This is a genomic window from Brevundimonas sp. SORGH_AS_0993 (genome assembly GCF_030818545.1).
Taxonomy (GTDB): Bacteria; Pseudomonadota; Alphaproteobacteria; order Caulobacterales; family Caulobacteraceae; genus Brevundimonas.
Genome location: NZ_JAUTAH010000001.1, coordinates 2,032,540 through 2,052,052, shown reverse-complemented (window position 1 = coordinate 2,052,052; position 19,513 = coordinate 2,032,540). Strand labels below are relative to the sequence as shown.

Genomic DNA, 19,513 nt, shown 5'->3' with positions numbered 1-19,513 from the left:
CCATGCCCGCCGCTCCCGATTTCCCGCCCGCCCCCGATCAGGTGAAGCCGCAGCGCGCCCTGATCTCCCTGTCGGACAAGGCCGGTCTGGAAGAGGCGGCGCGCGCCCTGCATGAGGCGGGGGTCGAACTGGTGTCCACCGGCGGCACCAAGGCGGCCATCGCGGGCTTCGGCCTGCCGGTTCTGGATGTGGCCGACCTGACCGGCTTCCCCGAGATGATGGACGGCCGGGTCAAGACGCTCCATCCGGTCGTGCACGGCGGCCTGTTGGGCGTTCGCAACGCCCCGACCCATGCCCAGGCCATGGACCAGCACGGCATCGGCCCCATCGATATCGTCTGGATCGACCTCTATCCGTTCGAGAAGACGGTGGAATCGGGCGGCGGCTTCGAGGCGGCGATCGAGAACATCGACATCGGCGGCCCGGCCATGATCCGGTCCGGGTCCAAGAACCACGGCCATGTGGCGGTCGCGGTGGACGGCGAGAGCATCGCCCTGATCGTCGCAGCCCTGAAGGCGGACGGCGCCACCACCCTGGCCCTGCGCAAGCAACTGGCCGCCCGCGCCTTCGCCCGCACCGCCGCCTATGACGCCGCCGTCTCGGGCTGGTTCGCCGGCCAGCTGGAAGACGCCGCCCCGGCCCGCAAGTCCATCGCCGGTTCGCTGGCCCAGACCCTGCGCTATGGCGAGAACCCGCACCAGACGGGCGCCTTCTACCGCACCGGCGAGCGCCGTCCGGGCGTGGCCTATGCGGAACAGGTTCAGGGCAAGGAACTGGGCTACAACAACATCGCCGACGCCGACGCCGCCTATGAGTTGGTCGCCGAGTTCGAACAGCCCGCCTGCGTCATCGTCAAACACGCCAATCCGTGCGGGGTGGCGGTCGGAGGCGATCTGTCCGAAGCCTATGCCCGCGCGCTGGAATGCGACGCCGTCTCGGCCTTCGGCGGGGTCATCGCGGTCAACCGTCCGCTGAACGGCGATGACGCCCGCGCCATCACCGAGATCTTCACCGAGGTCGTCATCGCCCCCGGCGCCGACGAGGAGGCGAAGGAAGTCTTCGCCGCCAAGAAGAACCTGCGCCTGCTGATCCCGGATGGTCTTCCAGATCCGCACGGGCCGGGCGAGGTGTTCCGTTCGGTCGCCGGCGGCTTCCTGGTCCAGTCGCGTGACCGGGCGCTGATCAAGCCTTCGGACCTGAAGATCGTGACGAAGCGCCAGCCGACGCCGACCGAGATTCAGGACATGCTCTTCGCCTTCACGGTCGCCAAACACGTCAAGTCCAACGCCATCGTCTACGCCAAAGACGGCCAGACCGCCGGCATCGGCGCCGGCCAGATGAACCGCCGCGACTCGGCCCGCATCGCCGCCATCCGCGCCCGCGAGGCCGGAGAGGCCCAAGCTCTAAGAACGGGGGGACCGGCCCATTCGCTGGCCGAGGGTTCCGCCTGCGCCTCCGAGGCCTTCTTCCCCTTCGCCGACGGCCTTCTGGAAGCCGTCGCCGCCGGCGCCACCTCGGTCATCCAGCCGGGCGGCTCGATGCGCGACGCCGAGGTTATCGCCGCCGCCGACGAAAAGGGGATCGCCATGGCCTTCACCGGGGTGCGGGTCTTCCGCCACTGAGGATCGCGGAGAGATGCGCTCCAGCCGCGAGACGCCGCGCGTCGAGCGGCACGCCTCTCCTTCGTCCTGGCGGCTTCGCGTTCGTGATTGGACGATGAAACAAGGGCGTGATGGTCTGACGGTTCACCCGTTTCTGGAGCGTCCCATGACCACCCTGATCCGTCCCGAAGGCCAGAGCGCCGATGATCTGAAGCTGAGCCGCAGGGCGGTCGGCGCCCTGGGCGGCCTGCTGTTTTCTGGCTACGCCGTAGCGGCCCTGGCGAAGGAGGCCAAACCGATCATCACCGATGCGCAGGGGCTGGTCACGGCCGAGGTGCGCTATCCTGCGCCCGACGGCTTCGACCTGCCGGCCTATGTGGCCCGGCCGGCCGGCGACGGTCCCTTCCCCGTCGTGATCGTGGTGTCCGAAATCTTCGGCGTTCACGACTATATCAAGGACGTCTGCCGCCGCCTGGCCAAGGCCGGCTATGCTGCGGTGGCGCCGGCCTTCTTCGTGCGGGTCGAGGATCCCGCGCCCCTGTCGGACACGGGCCGGATCATGCAGATCGTCGGCGCAGCCGGCTATGAACAGGTGATGGGCGACATCGCCGCGACCCTGGACTGGACCAGCCAGCAGCTATGGGCCAAGGACGGCAAGATCGGGATCACGGGCTTCTGCTGGGGCGGCAAGGTGGTGTGGCAGGCCGCCGCCCGTTTCGCCGTCGTCGGCGCAGGCGTCGCCTGGTACGGCCGCCTTGCCCCCGCGCCCGACGCCACGCCGGTGCAGATCGCCTCGGGCCAGCCCTGGCCGGTCGATCTGGCCAACGACCTCAAGGCGCCGGTGCTGGGCTTGTACGGCGGTCAGGATCAGGGCATCCCCCTGGCCAGCGTCGATCGGATGCGCCAGGCCCTGACCCGCGCGGGCCAGACCCACAGCGAGATCGTCGTCTATCCCGACGCTCCGCATGGCTTCCACGCCGACTATCGCGCCAGCTATGTCGAGGCCGACGCCCGGGACGGCTGGCGACGCCTGCTGGCGGTCTTCGATAAAGCGTTAAAGAATTGAAGGCTTAGTAGCCAAGACCGTCGAGAGCGACGGGCCGATCTGGGAGCGATCGACATGGGTGCGAGACGGAGCCGCGCGGCGCTGCTGGGGCTGAGCTTGTTGTTCCTGCCGCTGGTCACGGCCTGTGGCGGCGGCGGGTCCGGCGGCGGCGGCGGTGTGGTGACGCCTCCACCTCCGCCACCACCACCACCACCTCCTCCTCCTCCTCCTCCTCCTCCTCCACCCCCGCCGCCTTCGACGGCCTCGCGCGAGTATCTGCGGAACTATAGCCTGGCCAATATGAAGGCCGAGGTCGGCTGGCAGGCGGGCGCGACGGGGGACGGGATCACGGTCGGCGTGATCGATTCCGGGATCAGTTCGTCCCAGGGCGACCTTCAGGGTCGAATCTCAAGCGCCTCCACCGACGTGGTCTCGGGCCGCAATACCCCCTATGTGGCCAACGACAGCCACGGCACCCTGGTCTCGGGCGTGATCGCCGCCAACTTCAATAGTTTCGGCACGGTGGGCGTGGCCTATCAGTCGACCATCCTGTCGATCCGCGCCGACATCTCGGACTGCAAGGACAAGGACGACAAGGTCTGTTTCACCGGTTCGGATCTGGCCAAGGCGCTGGACTACGCCGTCGCCAACGGGGTGAAGATCATCAATATGTCGCTGGGCGGCGACGGCCGGATGGGTTCGGCCTTCGAGGCGGCTCTGTTGCGCGCGGTGAACTCGGGCGCTGTCATCGTGGCGTCGTCGGGCAACGACGGCGAGGCCAATCCCGGCTGGCCGGCCCGTTACGCCGTCGATTCGCGCTTCGCCGGTTCGGTGATCGCGGTCGGGTCGCACAATGCGTCCAACGTCATGTCCAGCTTCTCCAACAAGGCGGGGGACACGGCCAGCGCCTACATCTCGGCGCCGGGCGACAAAATCATCACCGGCTGCGACGGGACGTCCTGCTATGAAGTCAGCGGCACCTCCTTTTCGGCGCCGTATGTGGCGGGGGCCCTGGCCCTGTTGATGGACGCCTTTCCGAACCTGACGGGGAAACAGGCCCTGGCCATCCTGGTGGAGACCGCCCGTGACGCCGGCGATGCGGGGACCGACATCGTCTATGGCCGCGGCCTTCTGGATCTGGGCCAGGCATTCCGACCCGTCGGTTCGACCTCGACCCCCATGGCCGACGGCACGACCATCGTGCCCGAGGCCATGCCGGGCAGCTTCATCGGCGGGGCCTTCGGCGACGCCTTCGGTCGTCAGACGGCGCTGGAGACGGTGTTGTTCGACAAATACGACCGGATGTTCGCGGTCCAGTTGGGCCAAGCCTATCGCGCCGCGCCCGCGCGCTCCTATCAGGCGGCCCCCTTCGAGCCCAGCCGCACGGCCAGCACCAGCCTGGCTCTGCCCAACGGCGGGCGTCTGAACCTGATTGCAGCCCAGTCGGCGGCTTCGCCCGAGCCGATCGCCCCGCGCCACGACCTGCTGAACGCGCCCTGGATGGGCGACGAGCCGCGCCAGGAAGCCATGCTGAACCTGGAAAGCGGCCGGCTGAGTTTCGCCGCCTGGCAGGGCAGGGGCGGGGCCGTTTCCCCCTTCGGCGGCGGCGCAGGCGACGGCTTCGCCGCCCTGGCCCAGGCCGACCATGCCGTGCGGGGGGCCATGCGCTTCGGCGCCTTGACCCTGTCGGCCGAAAACGGGGGCGGGGATCGCCGCATGCCGTTGAGCCGGGTGGAGCAGGACGCCTCGACCTACAGCCGTGCGACCCTGGGCTGGCGCGGCGCCAAGGGCGGCCTGTCCTTCAGCGCCGGAGCCTTGAGCGAAAGACTGGGGCCCCTGGGCGCCTATATGCCCGGCGGGTCGGACTTCGCCCTGCCGTCGCAGACGCGCTTCTACGCGCTAGGCGGCGACTGGGCGCTGCGGCCGAACCTGCGGCTGATCGGCGAGGCGGGACTGGGCTCCACGCGCGTCGAGGGGCGGTTCCTGTCGATGGATCAGGCGGCGATCAGCTCCAACTGGCGGCTGGGACTGCTCAGCGGCTGTTCGACCCTCTGCGACAGTTTCAGCCTGACACTGTCGCAGCCGTTGCGGATCGAGCGCGGGACATTCGCCGCCTGGCTGGCGGATGTGCCGATCGACTATTTCGATCCCCTGACCTATTCGCGCCGCACCTTCTCGGCCACGCCCAGCGGGCGGCAGCTGGACCTGATCCTGGGCGGCGAGCGTCGTCTGTGGGACGGGTCCAGCGTCACCCTGCAGGCCGTGGCCAGCCGCGAACCCAGCCATGTGACGGATGCGCCGCCCGCCTACGCCCTGATCGGGGCCTGGCGGCGTCAGTTCTGAGCGCCGCCAGCCCGATTCGGAGCGGCGCTCAGGCCTTGCTGTCGAACGCCTGGCCGCCAAGGGTCTGGCCGTCAGCGGCGGATTGCGCCCCGTAGGGATTGGCGGCCTGGGCGCCCGCGCCCTTGGCGGCGACCACCACCATGGCGGGGCGGATGGTGCGGCCGAACAGTTCGAAGCCCGACTGCATGGTCTGGATCACCGCCCCGCCCGGCACGGTGTCGGAGGGCTGCTCCATCATGGCCTGGTGCAGATGCGGGTTGAACGCCTCGCCCGCCTCGGGCTTGACCAGCTTCAGCCCGTTGGTGTCGAACGCCTGAAGCAGGGCCTTCTGGGTCATTTCCAGACCCGTCACCAGGCCAGCGGTGGCGCCTTCTGCGTCCTTGGGCGCGGCCATCAGGGCGCGTTCCAGATTGTCGGCCACGCCCAGCAGGTCCTTGGCGAAGCGCTGGATGGCGAAGGCGCGGGCGTCGTTCTGCTGGGTTTCGGCGCGGCGTTTGAGATTCTCCATCTCGGCGGCGACGCGCAGGGCCCGGTCCTTCCATTCGTCGCGTTCGGCGATGACGGCGTCCAGCGGGGCCAGGTCGTCGCCCCCGTCCTTGGCAGGATGGGCGTTCAGCCCATGGTCGGCGTCGGTCTCGGCCGCCTCTGCAGCCTGGGTTTCGGCGGTGTCGTTCAGGGGTTTGTCGCTCACGTTTCTTTCCCGTCCAGCATTCGGCCCAGCACCCGGGCGGTATAGTCCACCAACGGAATGACACGGGCGTAGTTCAGTCGCGCGGGGCCGATGACGCCGATGGCGCCCAGGACCCGCTGTCGGCCGCTCATATAGGGCGCCGCGATCACGGCGGAACCCGAAAGTGAAAACAACCGTGTTTCGGCGCCGATGAAGATGCGGACACCTTGCGCCGCATCGACCCCGTCCAGGAGGCCGATCAGCTGCTCCTTCTGCTCCAGGTCGTCGAACAGGACGCGGACCCGTTCCAGGTCGGCCAGGCCGTCGCGGTCCTGCAGCAGATTGGCGCGGCCCCGCACGATCAGGGCGCGTTCCCGGTCGGGGCCGCCCGACCAGGCGGCGAAACCGTCCTCGATCAGGCGGGCGGCGGTCTGGTCCAGCTCGCGCCGGGCGACCTCCAGCTCCTGGGCCATCTCGCGCCGCGCCTCGGCCAAGGGCCGGCCGCGCAGACGGGCGTTCAGGAAGTTGGACGCCTCCTGCAGGGTCGAAGGGGTGACGCCCGCCGACAGGCGCATGATCCGGTTCTCGACCGTGCCGTCGTCGGCGACCAAGACGGCCAGGGCCTGATCGCCGCCCAGGGCCACGAACTCCACATGTTTGACCCCGGCGTCGCGCACCGGACTGGAGACGACGCCGGCCCCCCCGGCCAGGCCCGACAACAGGTTGGACGCCTCGTCCAGGGCCGCCTCGAAACTCCCGCCCCGGCCGGCTAGTCGCCCGTCGATCTCGCGCCGTTCCTCGGCCGTCAGGTCGCCGATCTCCAACAGGCCGTCGACGAACAGACGCAGGCCCGCATGGGTCGGGATACGCCCGGCCGAGGTGTGGGGCGCAATCAGAAGGCCGGCCAGGGTCAGGTCCTGCATGGTGTTGCGGATGGAGGCCGGCGACAGGGCCACCCCGCCCAGGGACAGGGTGCGCGACCCGACCGGCTCGCCCGTCTCCAGATAGGTCTCGACGATGCGCCGGAAGATGTCGCGCGCGCGCGCATCCAGCCCCGCCAGCCCGGTCAGGGACGACAGGCCGTCGAACGGCGGCGGTTTGGGGGCATACAGGCTCACGCTTTCAGGATAAGCAGCGCCGCTGCGGCTTCCAAGGCCCCTGATGCCTCGGGTCCGGCCGCCAAGGGACCATGCTCATGCGCCACTCGCAACGCACCGACGACCAGATGCGCCTCGTCACCATCGAAACGGGGGTCAACCGCTACGCCGAAGGCTCGTGCCTGATCGGCTTCGGCAACACCAAGGTCCTGGTGACGGCCTCGGTCGAGGAGAGCATTCCCGGCTGGATGCGCGGCAAGGGCCAGGGCTGGGTCACGGCCGAATACGGCATGCTGCCCCGCGCGACCCACACGCGCGGCCGGCGCGAAGCCGCGGCCGGAAAACAGACGGGCCGCACCCAGGAGATTCAGCGGCTGATCGGCCGGTCCCTGCGCGCTGTGGTCGATCTTAAGGCGCTGGGCGAGCGTCAGGTGGTGCTGGACTGCGACGTCATCCAGGCCGATGGCGGCACGCGCACCGCCGCCATCACGGGCGCCTGGGTCGCCCTGGCCTCGGCCCTGACCTATCTGCGCGACGAAGGCGTGCTGAAGGTCGATCCCATCCTGGACCAGGTAGCGGCCGTGTCGTGCGGCGTCTGCGACGGGGTTCCGGTGCTGGACCTGGATTACGAGGAAGACTCCCAGGCCGAGGCGGATTCGAACTTCGTCCTGACCGGCGCGGGCCAGATCGTCGAGATTCAGGCGACCGGCGAAAAGCGCGGCTTCACCCGTGCCGAATTCGACCGGCTGTTCGCCCTGGCCGAGGTAGGCTGCGCCGAACTGTTCGCCCTGCAGAAGGCGGCGCTGGCGGCGGTGAAGCGATAGGGGGTTTCGCCTCCGCTCAGGGCCGGGCATGGTCGCCGGACTGGTCCTGACCGGAGACAAGCCCGTGCGCCTCACCCCCTCGATCCTGACCCTGTGGATTCCTCTGGCCGCCTGCGTCCTGCTCGTGACCGGCTGTCACAGGACCGGCCCGGCCGATCCGGGCGGCTCGGCCCCTGGCGCCCCTCCGACCGACGTGATCGACGCCGTGCCCCTGGCGCCTGAGGAGACGCCCAGCCCGGCGCCTCGGCCTCGGCCTCGGCCTTCGACGCCCGCGCCCGAACAGCCCAAGCCCGCCGAGACCCCGTCCGAGGAGCCGCAGGCCACGATCCCGGAAGGCCCGGACATGGCGCCTGTTCGCGTGCCGGTCAGCGAGGTCGCCTGCCGCGACGCCATCGGCGCCAGCGCGGCCGCCCGCCTGGTCGAACGCTGCATCCAGGTCAGCCCGGCGACCCGCCCGCCCTGCAACGCCGCCAATCCGTGCGCCCTGATTCAGAACGAGATCGATCGCTCCTGCAGACTGTCGGCCCGCGACGGCGCTCCGCCCGCCGCCTGCAAATCCTGAACCCACCGCTCGGGGTGCGAACGGCGGCGCGGACCCCGAGAAGGTTTTTTGGGCAAGCGACGGCGCGCCGCCGGCGGCCGATACGGTCCGAGGATCAGGTCTGCACCGAATCTGCGCCAGGCCTGCGCTGACAATCCCTGGGCGGCGCAACCGAACTCGACGGTCTTGGCGCAAGTCCTTCCCGACAGGGAGGCTCGTTCTGGTTCAGGACCGGGCTCGGCCTCGTCTTGGACGGTTGCGAAGGCGCAGATGGAGGATGTGACCGCGCCGATGCGTCAAGGGGGCGTAAGGGGCGCCGAAAGGCGTGGCCGCGGCGAGGATGGAGACAGCGAGAATGAAGCGAGCGATTTTTGCGGCGGCGGCCGTTCTGCTGGGCGTCTCAGGCCCGGCCCTGGCGCGGCAAGACCCGCCTGCCGCATCGACGCCCGTTCGAACGGCGCAAGCGGCGGAGCGCGTGACCTTCCGCAGCATGGATGAACCGCGCACTGAACTGGTCGGCTATCTTTTCAGGCCCGCGGGCGGGGCGTCGCGGGACGGGGCGCCCGCTGTGGTTCTGATGCACGGTCGAGGCGGGGTCTATTCGTCTCAGGCGAACGGCGTCTATGCAGCCTCCACCCTGACCCGGCGCCTGAGGTTTTGGGCCGAATACTGGACCGAGCGCGGCTTCTATGTCCTGATCGTCGACAGTTTCGGGCCGCGCGGCTATCCTACGGGCTTCGCCGCCGGAACCTATTCCACGCGGCCGCCCGAGGTGAACGAGGTGACGATCCGGCCGCTGGACGCCTATGGAGCGATGCGGTTCCTGCGGAGTTTGGACGGCGTGGCCGACGACCGCATCGGTCTGATGGGCTTCTCCAATGGCGCCAGCGCGACCCTGGCCGCCCTGGCCGACGACAAACCGGGCGACATGAGGCGCCTTGGCTTTCGGGCCGGCGTCGCCCTGTATCCCGGATGCGGCCTGCAGAACCGTTTCGCCCGAGGATACAGGCCCTATGCGCCGGTTCAGGTCTTCGTCGGCACGGCCGACGAAGAGGTGTCGCCCGAAAGCTGTCGACGGCTGGTCGATCGGGCGCGCGCAGCGGGCGAGCCGGTCGAACTGACCGTCTATGAGGGCGCCGTCCATGGCTTCGATGACCCCAGCCGAAGCCGCCAGGCCGTCCCGGCCAACGCCGCCGCCACGGCAGACGTGCGCCGCAGGGTGGGGGCCTTCTTCGAGGCGCAGCTGGCGCCGCGCTGATCCCCACGCTGCGTTCCAAGGGCGAGGCTGGGCCTCGGGTCCTCAGCCCGCCGTCTTCACCGCGGCGGCGACTTCGGCGACCACGCGCTTGACCAGGGCTTCGTCGTCGCCTTCGGCCATGACGCGGATCAGCTTTTCGGTGCCCGAGGGGCGGACCAGAAGCCGGCCCTGACCGTTCAGGGCGGCCTCGGCCTCGGCGATGGCGGCCTTGACCTTTTCGGTCTCCAGCGGCCTTTCGGCGGTGAAGCGGACGTTTTCCAGCTTTTGCGGCACGGGATCGAACTGGCGGGCCAGGACGCTCATCGGCCGGCCGGATTCGACCAGGACGGCCAGGACCTGGAGCGCCGCCATCAGGCCGTCGCCGGTCGTGGCGTGGTCGTGCAGGATGATGTGGCCCGACTGTTCGCCGCCGATGTTGAAGCCGCCTTCGCGCATTCGCTCCATCACATAGCGGTCGCCGACCTTGGTGCGCTCCAGCGTCAGGCCCTCGGCCTTCAGGCGGCGTTCCAGCCCCAGGTTGGACATGACGGTGGCGACCACGCCGCCGCCGGTCAGCAGGCCGCGCCGCGCCCAGTCCAGCCCGACCAGGGCCATGATCTGGTCGCCATCCACCACCTGGCCCTTCTCGTCGCAGACGATCAGGCGGTCGGCGTCGCCGTCTAGGGCGATGCCGATGTCGGCGCGGTAGCGTTTGACCGCCTCCGCCAGGGTCTCGGGGTGGGTCGAGCCGCAGTCGGCGTTGATGTTGGTCCCGTTCGGCTCCACCCCCACGGGGAAGACCTCGGCCCCCAGTTCATAGAGGGTGGTGGGGGCGACCTTGTAGCCAGCGCCGTTGGCGCAATCGACGGCGATGCGCAGCCCCTGCAGCGTCAGACGCTTGGGGAAGGCCTGTTTGGCGATCTCGATGTAGCGGGCCTGGGCGTCGTCGATGCGCTTGACCCGGCCCAGACGGTTGGAGGCCGCCAGGCCCTTGCCCAGGTCGTCGTCCATCATGGCCTCGATCTTCAGCTCGATCTCGTCCGACAGCTTGTAGCCGTCGGGGCCGAACAGCTTGATGCCGTTGTCGGCGTAGTCGTTGTGCGAGGCCGAGATCATGACGCCCAGATCGGCGCGCATGGACCGGGTCAGCATCGCAACGCCCGGCGTCGGCACGGGGCCGAAGGTGCGCACGTCCATCCCCACCGAGGCGAAGCCCGAGACCAGGGCCGGCTCGATCATATAGCCGGACAGTCGGGTGTCCTTGCCGATCACCACCAGATGTCGGCGGTCGTCGCCGGTGTTGAACAGACGGCCGGCGGCCAGACCGACCCGCAGGGCCACCTCGGCCGTCATCGGATGGCTGTTGGCGCGCCCGCGAATGCCGTCGGTGCCGAAATATTTTCTGTCGCCCAAGGCCGATCCTTGTGTGTCGGGTAACGATCCGAAACCCCATTTTTGATGCGGGCCGCCCAAAGATTGCCTAGACGGCCGCTCAAGGGGCTCCATCGCGTGGATTAGTCCCAGACGGCCGCCAGTGCAAAGCGGTCCTTTATTCTTTCGGAGCGTGCGGCATGTGCGGCATTATCGGCGTCACGGGAAACGGTCCCGTCGTTCCTCGTCTGATCGACAGTCTGAAGCGGCTGGAATACCGGGGCTACGACTCCGCCGGTGTCGCGGTCATGACCGATGACGGGGTCGAGCGCCGACGCGCCAAGGGCAAGATCCGCAATCTGGAGGCTGAACTCGCCGAGGCCCCGCTGAAGGGGACGGTCGGCATCGGCCATACGCGCTGGGCCACTCACGGCGCCCCCACCACCGCCAACGCCCACCCGCACAAGGCCGGGTGCGTCACCCTGGTCCACAACGGCATCATCGAGAATTTCGCCGAGCTGAAGGCCGAGCTGGCGGCCGAGGGCCATGTCTACGAGAGCCAGACCGACACTGAGGTCATCGCTCACCTGCTGGACGCCGAACTGAAGACGGGCAGGCCGCCGCTGGAGGCCTTCAAGGCCACCCTGGATAGGCTGACGGGCGCCTATGCGCTGGCGGTGCTGATCGACGGCGAGGACGACCTGATCCTGGGCGCGCGGCGCGGCAGCCCCCTGGTCGTCGGCTGGGGCGAGGACGAGATGTATCTGGGCTCCGACGCCTTGGCGGTCGGCCCGTTCACGCAGAAGATCTCCTATCTGGGAAGAGGGCGACTATGTCGCCGTGACCCATCGCGGCGCCCGGATGTTCGACAGCGCCGGCCAGTCGGTCGAGCGTGCGGTAGTCCAGGTCTCGGCCTCCTCGGCCCTGGTCGAGAAGGGCGAATATCGCCACTTCATGGAAAAGGAGATTCACGAACAGCCCGACAGCGTCCAGCACACCCTTTCGGAATATCTGGACCTGGTGACGGGCAAGGCCAAGCCGCAGGGCGTGGATTTCGCCGCCGTGGACCGCATCCAGATCGTCGCCTGCGGCACCGCCTTCTACGCCGGTCAGATCGGCCGCTACGCCTTCGAGAAGCTGGCGGGCCTGCCCTGCGACGTCGAGATCGCGTCGGAATTCCGCTACCGTTCCCCCGCCGTGTCGCCGCGCACAGTGGCGGTCGCCGTCAGCCAGTCGGGCGAAACGGCCGACACCTTGGCCAGCCTGACATGGTGCAAGGCGCAAGGGTTGCAGACGGCGGCGGTGGTCAACGTCCATTCCTCGTCCATGGCGCGCGAGGCGGCGGTGCTGTGGCCCACCCACGCCGGACCCGAGATCGGCGTCGCCTCGACCAAAGCCTTCACCGCCCAGGTCGCCGCCCTTCTGGCCCTGGCCGTGACGGCCGGCGTGGCGCGCGGCCGGATCGGCGCCGCTCAGGAAGCCGAACTGGTCAAGGCCCTGTTCGAAAGCCCCCGCCTGATCGCCGAGGCCCTGACCATGGGCGACAGCATCCGCGCCGTGGTTCAGGACCTGTCCAAGGCCGACGACGTGCTGTTCCTGGGCCGGGGCGCCATGTTCCCCCTGGCCATGGAGGGCGCGCTGAAGCTGAAGGAGATCAGCTATATCCACGCCGAAGGCTATGCCGCCGGAGAGCTGAAACACGGTCCCATCGCCCTGATCGACGAGGCGACCCCGACCATCGCCCTGGCCCCCCTGGACGACGTGTTCGAAAAGACCGCCTCGAACCTGCAGGAGGTCGCCGCGCGCGGCGGTCCGGTCATCATGATCGCGCCGCAGTCCGCGCCCGATCCGCACGGCGCCGGCATCAGCCGCGTCGACGCCCCCGACTGCCACCCCCTGATCGCGCCCCTGATCTATGCGGTGCCGGTGCAGTTGCTGGCCTATTATACAGCCGTCCAGAAGGGCACGGACGTCGACCAGCCCCGCAACCTGGCCAAGTCCGTCACGGTGGAGTGACGGACCGCTCTATGATGCGGCGCAGGATATCGGGATCGACGATCTCGATCGCGCCGCGTCGCAGGCGGATCGCACGGGCGTCGCTGAGGGCGTTGCAGGCGCTCGATACGCTGGCCCGGCGCACTTGCATCAGATCGGCCAGATCGCTCTGACGCAGCCCCAGAACATCGCCGCCGCCCAGGTCGTGCATGTTCAGGATCAGGGCGGCTAGGCGATGTTCGACCTTCAGCCCGGCGTGACGCGCCAGTTCGGCCTCCAGCGCCGCATTCCGACGTCGGAGGTCCGCCAGGCCGGTGTCGATCAGGGTTCCCTTGTCGATCTTATCGATCAGCCGCCTGGCGGACACGGTCAGGAACCGACCAAGCGTCAGCCAGATCGCGGTCTCGGCCTGGCCCGGATGCAGGACGGCGTCGAAGTTGATCAACTCGTCCTGTCCCGCGAGGCCTTGAGACAGAATCTGATGCGGCCCCAACCGCGCGGCGACGCCGCCCAGGATGAACGTGACCTGCGGCTCTCCGCGGGGGTCTTCGGGCAGCGTCCGGGCGCCGGGCAGGGCTAGGCGCATGTCGCCTTCATCTATCCCCTGGACAGCCAGCATCGACAGCAGCGAAGGCAGTAGGAGGGAAGTCGGCATGGAGCGTCTAGACCGCGCTCCGCCGCAACCTGCGATAACATGGGTTAAGCGTTCAGACCGGCTCGCTCTGAAGGCGCAGATAGGTGGGGTCGAACTCGGCGATCTCGGCCAGGCGGCGCCAGTCCAGAATCTCGACCCGGCCGCCCGACCATTGAACCACCCCTTCGGCCCGCAATTCCGAGATCAGCCGGCTGACATGAACGGTGGACAGACCCAGGGCGTCGCCCAGAACGCTCTGGGTCAGGGGCAGTTCGAAGCCGAGGCCGCCGGTCTGACCCACCGCCTGAAGGCGTAGATAGAGTTCGCAGACCAGGTGGGCGAGGTGGCCCAGGCCGCTACGACGTCCCATGGCCACCAGCCATTGCCGATGGATGGCGGCGTCGATGATGGTGTCGAGCCACAACAGGCGCGCCAGGTGTGGATGGCGCTCGGTGATGTCGATCAAACGGGTGTGCGGCGCGTCGGCCACCACGCACTCGGTCAGGGTGACGACCCCATGATCCATCTGCTTCATCAGCAGACTGTGCAGGTCGATGAAGTCGCCCGAGACGTTGATCTCGGTGATCTGGCGCGACCCGTCCTCCAGGCTGGAGTATCGTGCGGAGAAGCCGGAAATCAGCAGAGTACTGGCCGACGGCCGGGTGTGTTCGCGCACGATGTCGGCGCCGACAGCCACGGATCGCGGCGGTTCCAGCGCCTTTTTCAGGGCGACGATCTCGTCATCCGAAAGCCGATCGCGCCGACTCAGCTTGTCGACCAGGGTCTGGATTCGAGGCGCGGATCGGGTCTTGGTCATCGCGGCGTTTCCGACCCGGTCCAGTACTCTGGCGGGCTGTCGGACGCGGCCGCCGTAATGCTGACCACCGTCCCACCGGCGTCGTCGGTCACGACAACGCTGAATCGCCGTGTCGTCCAGAAGGCCGCGCCGCGATAGCGCAGGATTTCGCCCAGGACCGCGACCGCCTCCTCCCGCGCCGCCTCGACCCCGCGCAATTCCTCGCCCTGGTCGTCCCGGACGATCTCGCCGTTCTGGGTATGGAAAAAATAGCGGGGCAATCCATCCTCCGACCGTGTGGCGGGAGAAGCGGTCTGAACCCCGAATGGTTCAGCGGGCCGGCGCCTTAAGTGTCAGATTTCCTGATTGAAGGCGCCGATCTCGGGGTAGGCGGCCAGACGCGGCTTTATCTCCTTGCGGAACAGGTCGCGCATGTCGTCTTCGGAACGCATGCTTTCGACCACCACGACCAGTTCCGGCTTGTTGGACGAGGCGCGGACCAGGACCCATGAGCCGTCTTCCAGGTGCACGCGAACGCCGTTGACGGTGATGGCCTCGACGATCCTGCGGCCCAGGATCTCGCCACCCGCGTCGGCCAGGTCGGAATAGTCCTTCACGATCCGCTCCAGCACCCCGTATTTCAGCTCGTCGTCGCAGTGAGGCGACATGGTCAGGCTGGTCCAGGCGTCGGGCAGGGCGGACTTCAGTTCCGAGAGTTTTTTGCCGGGATTACGATCCAGCATGGCCAGAACGGCGCCCGCCGCGACCAGGCCGTCATCGTAGCCGTGGCCCAGGTCGCCGGCCATGAAGAAGTGACCCGACTTCTCGAACCCGGCCAGGGCGCCCAGTTCGGCGGTCTTGCGCTTGATGTAGGAGTGGCCCGTCTTCCAATAGACAACCTCGGCACCGTTGGCCTTCAGCACTTCGTCGGTCTTATAGAGGCCCGTCGACTTCACATCGACGACGAAGGTGCTGTTCGGATGGACCTTGGACAGGTCGCGGGCCAGCATCAGACCGATCTTGTCGGCGAAGATTTCATCGCCCGTGTCGTCCACCACGCCGCAGCGGTCGCCGTCGCCGTCGAAGCCCAGGGCCAGGTCGGCGCCTGTGTCCTTCACCCGCTGCGCCATCTGCACCAGCATGGCGTGATCCTCGGGGTTCGGATTGTATTTGGGGAAGGTGTAGTCGAGGTCGGTGTCCATCTCGATCACCTCGACGCCCATCCGCCGCAGTGCGTCGGGGGCGAAGGCGCCGGCGGTGCCGTTGCCGCAAGCGCAGACCACCTTCAGCGGGCGCTTGATCTGAACCTTGGACGCCACATCGGCGACATAGGTTTCTCGGAAGTCATCGACCCGCACCAGCTTGCCATTCGGCCGGGCCACGCCCTCGCCGTTCAGTACGATCTCCTTCAACCGGCCCATCTCGTCGGGACCGAAGGTCAGGGGCTTGTTCGCCCCCATCTTGACGCCGGTCCAACCGTTCTCGTTGTGGCTGGCCGTCACCATGGCGACGCAGGGGGCGTCCAGTTCGAACTGACCGAAATAGGCCATGGGTGACAGGGCCAGACCCACGTCCAGAACCTCCATTCCGCCTTCCAGCAGCCCGAGGATCAGGGCCTGTTTGACGCTGAGGCTATAGCCGCGGAAGTCGTGGCCGACGACGATCTTCGGCTGGACGCCGATCTCGTGGACGTAGGTCGCCAGCCCGAGACCCAGCGCCTGAATCCCCAGAAGGTTGATCTCCTTCTCCAGCACCCAGCGCGCGTCGTATTCGCGAAAGCCGGTCGGCTTGACCAAGGCCTGAGTTTCGTAAGCCGCCGTGTTCGGCTTCAGGTCCTGATGGGGTTTCATCATGGCTTGTCCTAGGGGGGAGGCTCGACGGGCCGGTCGATCAGGCGGCGGCCCGTTTGCGAATACGGGCGATGCGCCGCAGGCGACGCCAGAAGCGGCCGCGCTCGGGTTCGGGATAGGGTTGCAGGTTTTCGACGAACTGCTCGGCCGAGGCGCGCCAGCTGAACTTCTCCGCATAGGCGCGCACCGCCTTTCGATCGAGATCGAGGCAGGCCAGGCAGGCGGTCTTCAGGTCCTTGTCGATCGCCCCGGCGCCCGATCCCGGGATGATGTCGATGGGGCCATGCGCCGGATAGGCGGCGACCGGCGTGCCGGTGGCCATGGCCTCAAGGATCACCAGGCCGAAGGTGTCGGTCCAACTGGGGAAGACGAACACATCGGCGTCGCGGAAACAGCGGGCCAGTTCGTCGCCGAACCGGGCGCCCAGGAACTTGGCTTCGGGATATTTCTCCTGCAGCTCGGCGCGAGCGGGGCCGTCGCCGACCACGATCTTGGTGCCGGGCAGGTCCAGCTGAAGAAAGGATTCGATGTTCTTCTCGACCGCCACCCGGCCGACGTTCAGGAAGAAAGGGCGGGGCCAGTCTTTTCCGCCCAGTTCGTCGTAGATGCGGTCCAGATCGGGGTTGAACACATCGGTGTCCACGCCGCGCGACCAGGGGGAAACGTTCTTGAATCCATGCTCGACCAGTTCGTCGCGCAGGGTCGGCGTCGCCACCATCAGCCGGCCCGACGGCTTGTGGAACCATTTCATATAGGCGTAGCCGACCTGGACCGGGATCGGGAACCGCGCCGAGACATATTCGGGGAATTTGGTGTGATAGCTGGTCGTGAACGGCAGCTTCCATTCCACGCAGATGCGGCGCGTGGCGATGCCGATGGGGCCTTCGGTCGCGACATGAACCGCCTCTGGCTCGAAGGCGCGCAGCATCTCGCGGATCTCTTCCTCCGCCCCCAGCGCCAACCGGATCTCCGGATAGGTGGGGCAGGGGATGGTCTTGAACAGGCTGGGTTCGATGACTTCGACCTCATGACCCATGGCGCGGCACTCCGCGACCGTGCGGGTCAGGGTGCGGACGACGCCGTTGACCTGAGGTTCCCAGGCGTCGGTGGCCAGAACGATGCGCATTGAGGCGGGCGGACCCTGAGCCGTTGAGTAAGGGCGGAACTTCTAGACGGTTCGCATGACGAAGGCGAGACGGTCATACAATGGACCGCCTAAGCCGTTGGATGACCAATTAGACCAGTCGAAGGCTTTCAACGTTCGCCATGCCCACCGCCGTCGCTGTCGCCAGCAACTGGCCGTGCGCCGCCATGATGTGGTAAAATGAGCTGGCCGGGGCGGGCTCGTCGATGAAGTCGTCGTTCTCCAACAGCTTGTCGCGCCACAGCCCTTGCGGCGTGAGATACCGCCATACCGCCCTCTGTGCTCTGGCGGCTTGGTCCAGGCACTCGATGCGTTTTGAGCCGTCGCTGAGTTCGGCGAGAATCAGGGAGGCCTTCAGCCACTCCGTCTGGGGCCATAGTCTGGCCCGACCGCTTCGCACGCCGCCATCGATATTCATGGCGTCGACGGCGATTCCGCGCTTCAGATCCACTCCGCGCCCTCCGTTCTCATAAAGTCGCCAAGCATCCTTCATCGCAGCGGCGTCACCGCGACGCCGGCCGTATCGCGCGATAAGCCACGCCCATTCGAACTGGTGTCCTGGCTCGATCAGGCGACCATCCTCTCCGGCCGCCGGCGACCAGTCGGATTGGAAGAATTCTCTCAGAGCGCCGGTTTCGACGTCCATGAACCGGCTTCGCGCCAAGCCGACGATGCGGTCCGCCAGTTCGGACCAAGCCTTGTCGCCGCCGATCTCTTCCCACGCCAGAGCGGCTTCCAGCAGGTGCATATGGGCGTTCGACTGATAGGGGTGACGACCATTCTCCTTAATGCCGCCTTCAGCGTCAGCCGACTTGATCAGAAGATCGCGAACGGCTGCGGCCTTGGATTGCAACGCATAGTCAGCCGTCGCGCTGGATGCGCACGCGAGCGCGAACATCAGAAACGCCTGGTCATAGACCATGGCCGTTTCATCGATTGGCGACCCATCCGGGGCCACGACGGTGCGCATCTGGCCGTCTGGACGAAGATAGTTGGCGGCGAGGCTTTCCAGGCCAGCGTCGACAGTGGCGCGCCATGGCCCTCGCCATCCCTGCCGTCCCGCTTCGGCATAGACCTGCAGTTGGCGGGCCTGAACACGGGCGCGACGGGCGGTTGCGACGTGCCGGCCGTCAAGAGCCAGGACTTCCTCGAAGCTGCCGTTGCGATCCTGGCCCAGGCTTGCCCAAACAGGCAACGCCGCCTGTCTCAGCCAGGTCGTCAGCCGAAGGGCGCCGTCGTTCAAGGTCTCCAGAGGCTCGGCCTTGGGGAAGTCGAGGTGTTGAGGCGACAGCCTCCGCAGGCGCTCGACCACCTTTTTGACGTCCTGGCTCTTTTTCAGGTCGGTAACGAGGACGGCGTCACGCTCAACGATGATGCCGACATCGCGCAACCCAATGGCGGCGACCATGACGCCGTCGCAGGCGCGCACCAGGCAGCCTTCCGAATCCTCCAGCACGTGCAATCCGACATCGCCTTCGCCCGATGCGTGAACCGAGTCCCATGCGCCAAGGTCGGACCAGGCGAACTGGACAGGCAGAACTGAAGCCCGACTGGTCTTCTCCATAACCGCGTAGTCGATCGAAATCTTCGGGGCCGCCAAAAAGCCGGACCCGAGAGTCAGGCAGTCGCCATCGACATCGGCCTGGCCAAGCCCGTTGCGAACCGCTGTGTTCACCGCTGCGGCCCGTCGTTGAATCTCCTCCACGAGGACGTCGGCGCGGACGATGAAATTGCCGCTGTTCCAAAGATAGCCGTCGGCGATGTAGCGTCGTGCAGTTTCGGTGTCCGGCTTTTCGACAAACGCCGAGACTTCGGACAGCCCAGGACCGGACGGGGCGATATAGCCATAGGCCGACGAGGGCTCGGTCGGAACGACGCCCAGCGTGACGATACGCCCTTCGCTGGCTGCGGCTGCGGCCGTGACAACCGCTTTTCGGAAGGCTTCGTCGTCGGGAATATGGTGGTCGGAGGCGACGAACAGATTGACCGCGTCCTGAGAGCGATCCGCCGTCCAAAGCGCGGCTGCGGCCATGGCGGCCGATGAATCGCGCCCTTCCGGCTCAAGCAAAATCACCGCCGATACGCCGATCTCGTCGAGTTGGTCTTGAATAGCGGCCCTGTGGCCGATGCCGCCAACCACAACCAATTGGCCTTTCTGAGCCAAGGCGGCGACGCGGCTCACCGTCTCCTGGAACAACGAGCGATTGCCGGCCAACGGAATAAATTGTTTCGGAAGGGACGGCCTGGACGCAGGCCAAAGACGCGTTCCGGAGCCGCCGCACATGATGACGGGATAGATGGTGGCCATTTATCAACGCTATGAGCTTTCAGTCTGACCGGTATCTTAGGTCGGGAGCTTGGCGGC

General features: G+C 67.5%; 15 protein-coding genes and 1 pseudogene. 7 read left to right on the top strand and 9 right to left on the bottom strand.

The window, feature by feature from the left end:
• Nucleotides 1-2: 2 nt before the first annotated feature.
• The 3 genes from purH (at nt 3) to QE389_RS10180 (ending at nt 4,989) form a co-directional block, all read left to right on the top strand.
• A complete protein-coding gene (gene purH / locus QE389_RS10190) occupies nt 3-1,622 on the top strand; it encodes a bifunctional phosphoribosylaminoimidazolecarboxamide formyltransferase/IMP cyclohydrolase (protein WP_307366929.1) in 1,620 nt (539 codons plus the stop codon).
• Nucleotides 1,623-1,767: 145 nt separating this feature from the next.
• Nucleotides 1,768-2,667: a dienelactone hydrolase family protein gene (locus tag QE389_RS10185; RefSeq protein WP_307366927.1), complete on the top strand. Its 900-nt coding sequence runs from the start codon at nt 1,768-1,770 to the stop codon at nt 2,665-2,667.
• Between the two features lie 279 nt (nt 2,668-2,946).
• Nucleotides 2,947-4,989, top strand: coding sequence for a S8 family peptidase (locus QE389_RS10180; RefSeq protein ID WP_307366925.1), 2,043 nt, complete (start codon nt 2,947-2,949; stop codon nt 4,987-4,989).
• A 28-nt stretch (nt 4,990-5,017) separates the two neighbouring features.
• On the opposite strand, the gene grpE is transcribed toward QE389_RS10180, so the two are convergent.
• Both grpE and hrcA read right to left on the bottom strand, forming a co-directional pair.
• Nucleotides 5,018-5,680: a nucleotide exchange factor GrpE gene (gene grpE, locus QE389_RS10175; RefSeq protein ID WP_307366923.1), complete on the bottom strand. Its 663-nt coding sequence runs from the start codon at nt 5,678-5,680 to the stop codon at nt 5,018-5,020.
• Nucleotides 5,677-6,738, bottom strand: a complete 1,062-nt coding sequence (gene hrcA / locus QE389_RS10170) for a heat-inducible transcriptional repressor HrcA (protein WP_307369028.1) — start codon at nt 6,736-6,738, stop codon at nt 5,677-5,679. Before hrcA ends, grpE begins: the two co-directional genes overlap by 4 nt.
• Nucleotides 6,739-6,854: 116 nt before the next feature.
• Between hrcA and rph the strand changes: the two genes are divergently transcribed.
• The 3 genes from rph (at nt 6,855) to QE389_RS10155 (ending at nt 9,379) form a co-directional block, all read left to right on the top strand.
• Entirely contained in the window at nt 6,855-7,580 is a 726-nt protein-coding gene (gene rph, locus QE389_RS10165) for a ribonuclease PH (RefSeq protein WP_307366921.1), read from the top strand.
• Between the two features lie 28 nt (nt 7,581-7,608).
• The gene (locus QE389_RS10160; RefSeq protein ID WP_307366919.1) at nt 7,609-8,142 is read left to right on the top strand and encodes a hypothetical protein; all 534 of its coding nucleotides are present in this window, start codon (nt 7,609-7,611) and stop codon (nt 8,140-8,142) included.
• 334 nt (nt 8,143-8,476) lie between these two features.
• Nucleotides 8,477-9,379 (top strand): dienelactone hydrolase family protein, encoded by a 903-nt coding sequence (locus tag QE389_RS10155; protein WP_307366918.1) that lies wholly within the window; start codon nt 8,477-8,479, stop codon nt 9,377-9,379.
• Between the two features lie 42 nt (nt 9,380-9,421).
• Here QE389_RS10155 and glmM read toward each other — a convergent pair whose 3' ends face one another.
• Complete coding sequence (gene glmM / locus QE389_RS10150) at nt 9,422-10,771, bottom strand: phosphoglucosamine mutase (protein ID WP_307366917.1); 1,350 nt, start codon at nt 10,769-10,771, stop codon at nt 9,422-9,424.
• 158 nt (nt 10,772-10,929) lie between these two features.
• Between glmM and glmS the strand changes: the two are divergent.
• Nucleotides 10,930-12,745: pseudogene (gene glmS / locus QE389_RS10145) on the top strand (glutamine--fructose-6-phosphate transaminase (isomerizing)).
• Here glmS and QE389_RS10140 read toward each other — a convergent pair.
• The 6 genes from QE389_RS10140 to QE389_RS10115 form a co-directional block, all read right to left on the bottom strand.
• Nucleotides 12,732-13,379 carry a helix-turn-helix domain-containing protein gene (locus QE389_RS10140; protein WP_307366916.1) on the bottom strand — a complete coding sequence of 216 codons (648 nt, stop codon included), beginning with the start codon at nt 13,377-13,379 and terminating at the stop codon, nt 12,732-12,734. The pseudogene glmS and the gene QE389_RS10140 overlap by 14 nt on opposite strands.
• A 52-nt stretch (nt 13,380-13,431) precedes the next feature.
• Nucleotides 13,432-14,175 carry a Crp/Fnr family transcriptional regulator gene (locus QE389_RS10135; RefSeq protein ID WP_307366914.1) on the bottom strand — a complete coding sequence of 248 codons (744 nt, stop codon included), beginning with the start codon at nt 14,173-14,175 and terminating at the stop codon, nt 13,432-13,434.
• Complete coding sequence (locus QE389_RS10130; protein ID WP_307366912.1) at nt 14,172-14,435, bottom strand: hypothetical protein; 264 nt, start codon at nt 14,433-14,435, stop codon at nt 14,172-14,174. The genes QE389_RS10135 and QE389_RS10130 overlap by 4 nt, the downstream gene beginning before the upstream one ends.
• Before the next feature lie 72 nt (nt 14,436-14,507).
• On the bottom strand, nt 14,508-16,007 hold the full coding sequence (locus tag QE389_RS10125) for a phosphomannomutase/phosphoglucomutase (protein WP_307366910.1): 1,500 nt from the start codon (nt 16,005-16,007) through the stop codon (nt 14,508-14,510).
• Between the two features lie 37 nt (nt 16,008-16,044).
• The gene (locus QE389_RS10120) at nt 16,045-17,130 is read right to left on the bottom strand and encodes a glycosyltransferase family 1 protein (RefSeq protein ID WP_307366908.1); all 1,086 of its coding nucleotides are present in this window, start codon (nt 17,128-17,130) and stop codon (nt 16,045-16,047) included.
• Between the two features lie 109 nt (nt 17,131-17,239).
• Entirely contained in the window at nt 17,240-19,456 is a 2,217-nt protein-coding gene (locus QE389_RS10115; RefSeq protein WP_307366906.1) for an AGE family epimerase/isomerase, read from the bottom strand.
• Nucleotides 19,457-19,513: the final 57 nt, after the last annotated feature.

Excerpts from the sequence above, each read along its gene's own strand:
- purH (WP_307366929.1), top strand. The coding sequence starts at position 3 with ATGCCCGCCGCTCCCGATTTCCCGCCCGCCCCCGATCAGGTGAAGCCG.
- QE389_RS10185 (WP_307366927.1), top strand. The coding sequence starts at position 1,768 with ATGACCACCCTGATCCGTCCCGAAGGCCAGAGCGCCGATGATCTGAAG.
- QE389_RS10180 (WP_307366925.1), top strand. The coding sequence starts at position 2,947 with ATGAAGGCCGAGGTCGGCTGGCAGGCGGGCGCGACGGGGGACGGGATC.
- rph (WP_307366921.1), top strand. The coding sequence starts at position 6,855 with ATGCGCCACTCGCAACGCACCGACGACCAGATGCGCCTCGTCACCATC.
- QE389_RS10160 (WP_307366919.1), top strand. The coding sequence starts at position 7,609 with ATGGTCGCCGGACTGGTCCTGACCGGAGACAAGCCCGTGCGCCTCACC.
- QE389_RS10155 (WP_307366918.1), top strand. The coding sequence starts at position 8,477 with ATGAAGCGAGCGATTTTTGCGGCGGCGGCCGTTCTGCTGGGCGTCTCA.
- QE389_RS10140 (WP_307366916.1), bottom strand. The coding sequence starts at position 13,379 with ATGCCGACTTCCCTCCTACTGCCTTCGCTGCTGTCGATGCTGGCTGTC.
- QE389_RS10135 (WP_307366914.1), bottom strand. The coding sequence starts at position 14,175 with ATGACCAAGACCCGATCCGCGCCTCGAATCCAGACCCTGGTCGACAAG.
- QE389_RS10125 (WP_307366910.1), bottom strand. The coding sequence starts at position 16,007 with ATGATGAAACCCCATCAGGACCTGAAGCCGAACACGGCGGCTTACGAA.
- QE389_RS10120 (WP_307366908.1), bottom strand. The coding sequence starts at position 17,130 with ATGCGCATCGTTCTGGCCACCGACGCCTGGGAACCTCAGGTCAACGGC.
- QE389_RS10115 (WP_307366906.1), bottom strand. The coding sequence starts at position 19,456 with ATGGCCACCATCTATCCCGTCATCATGTGCGGCGGCTCCGGAACGCGT.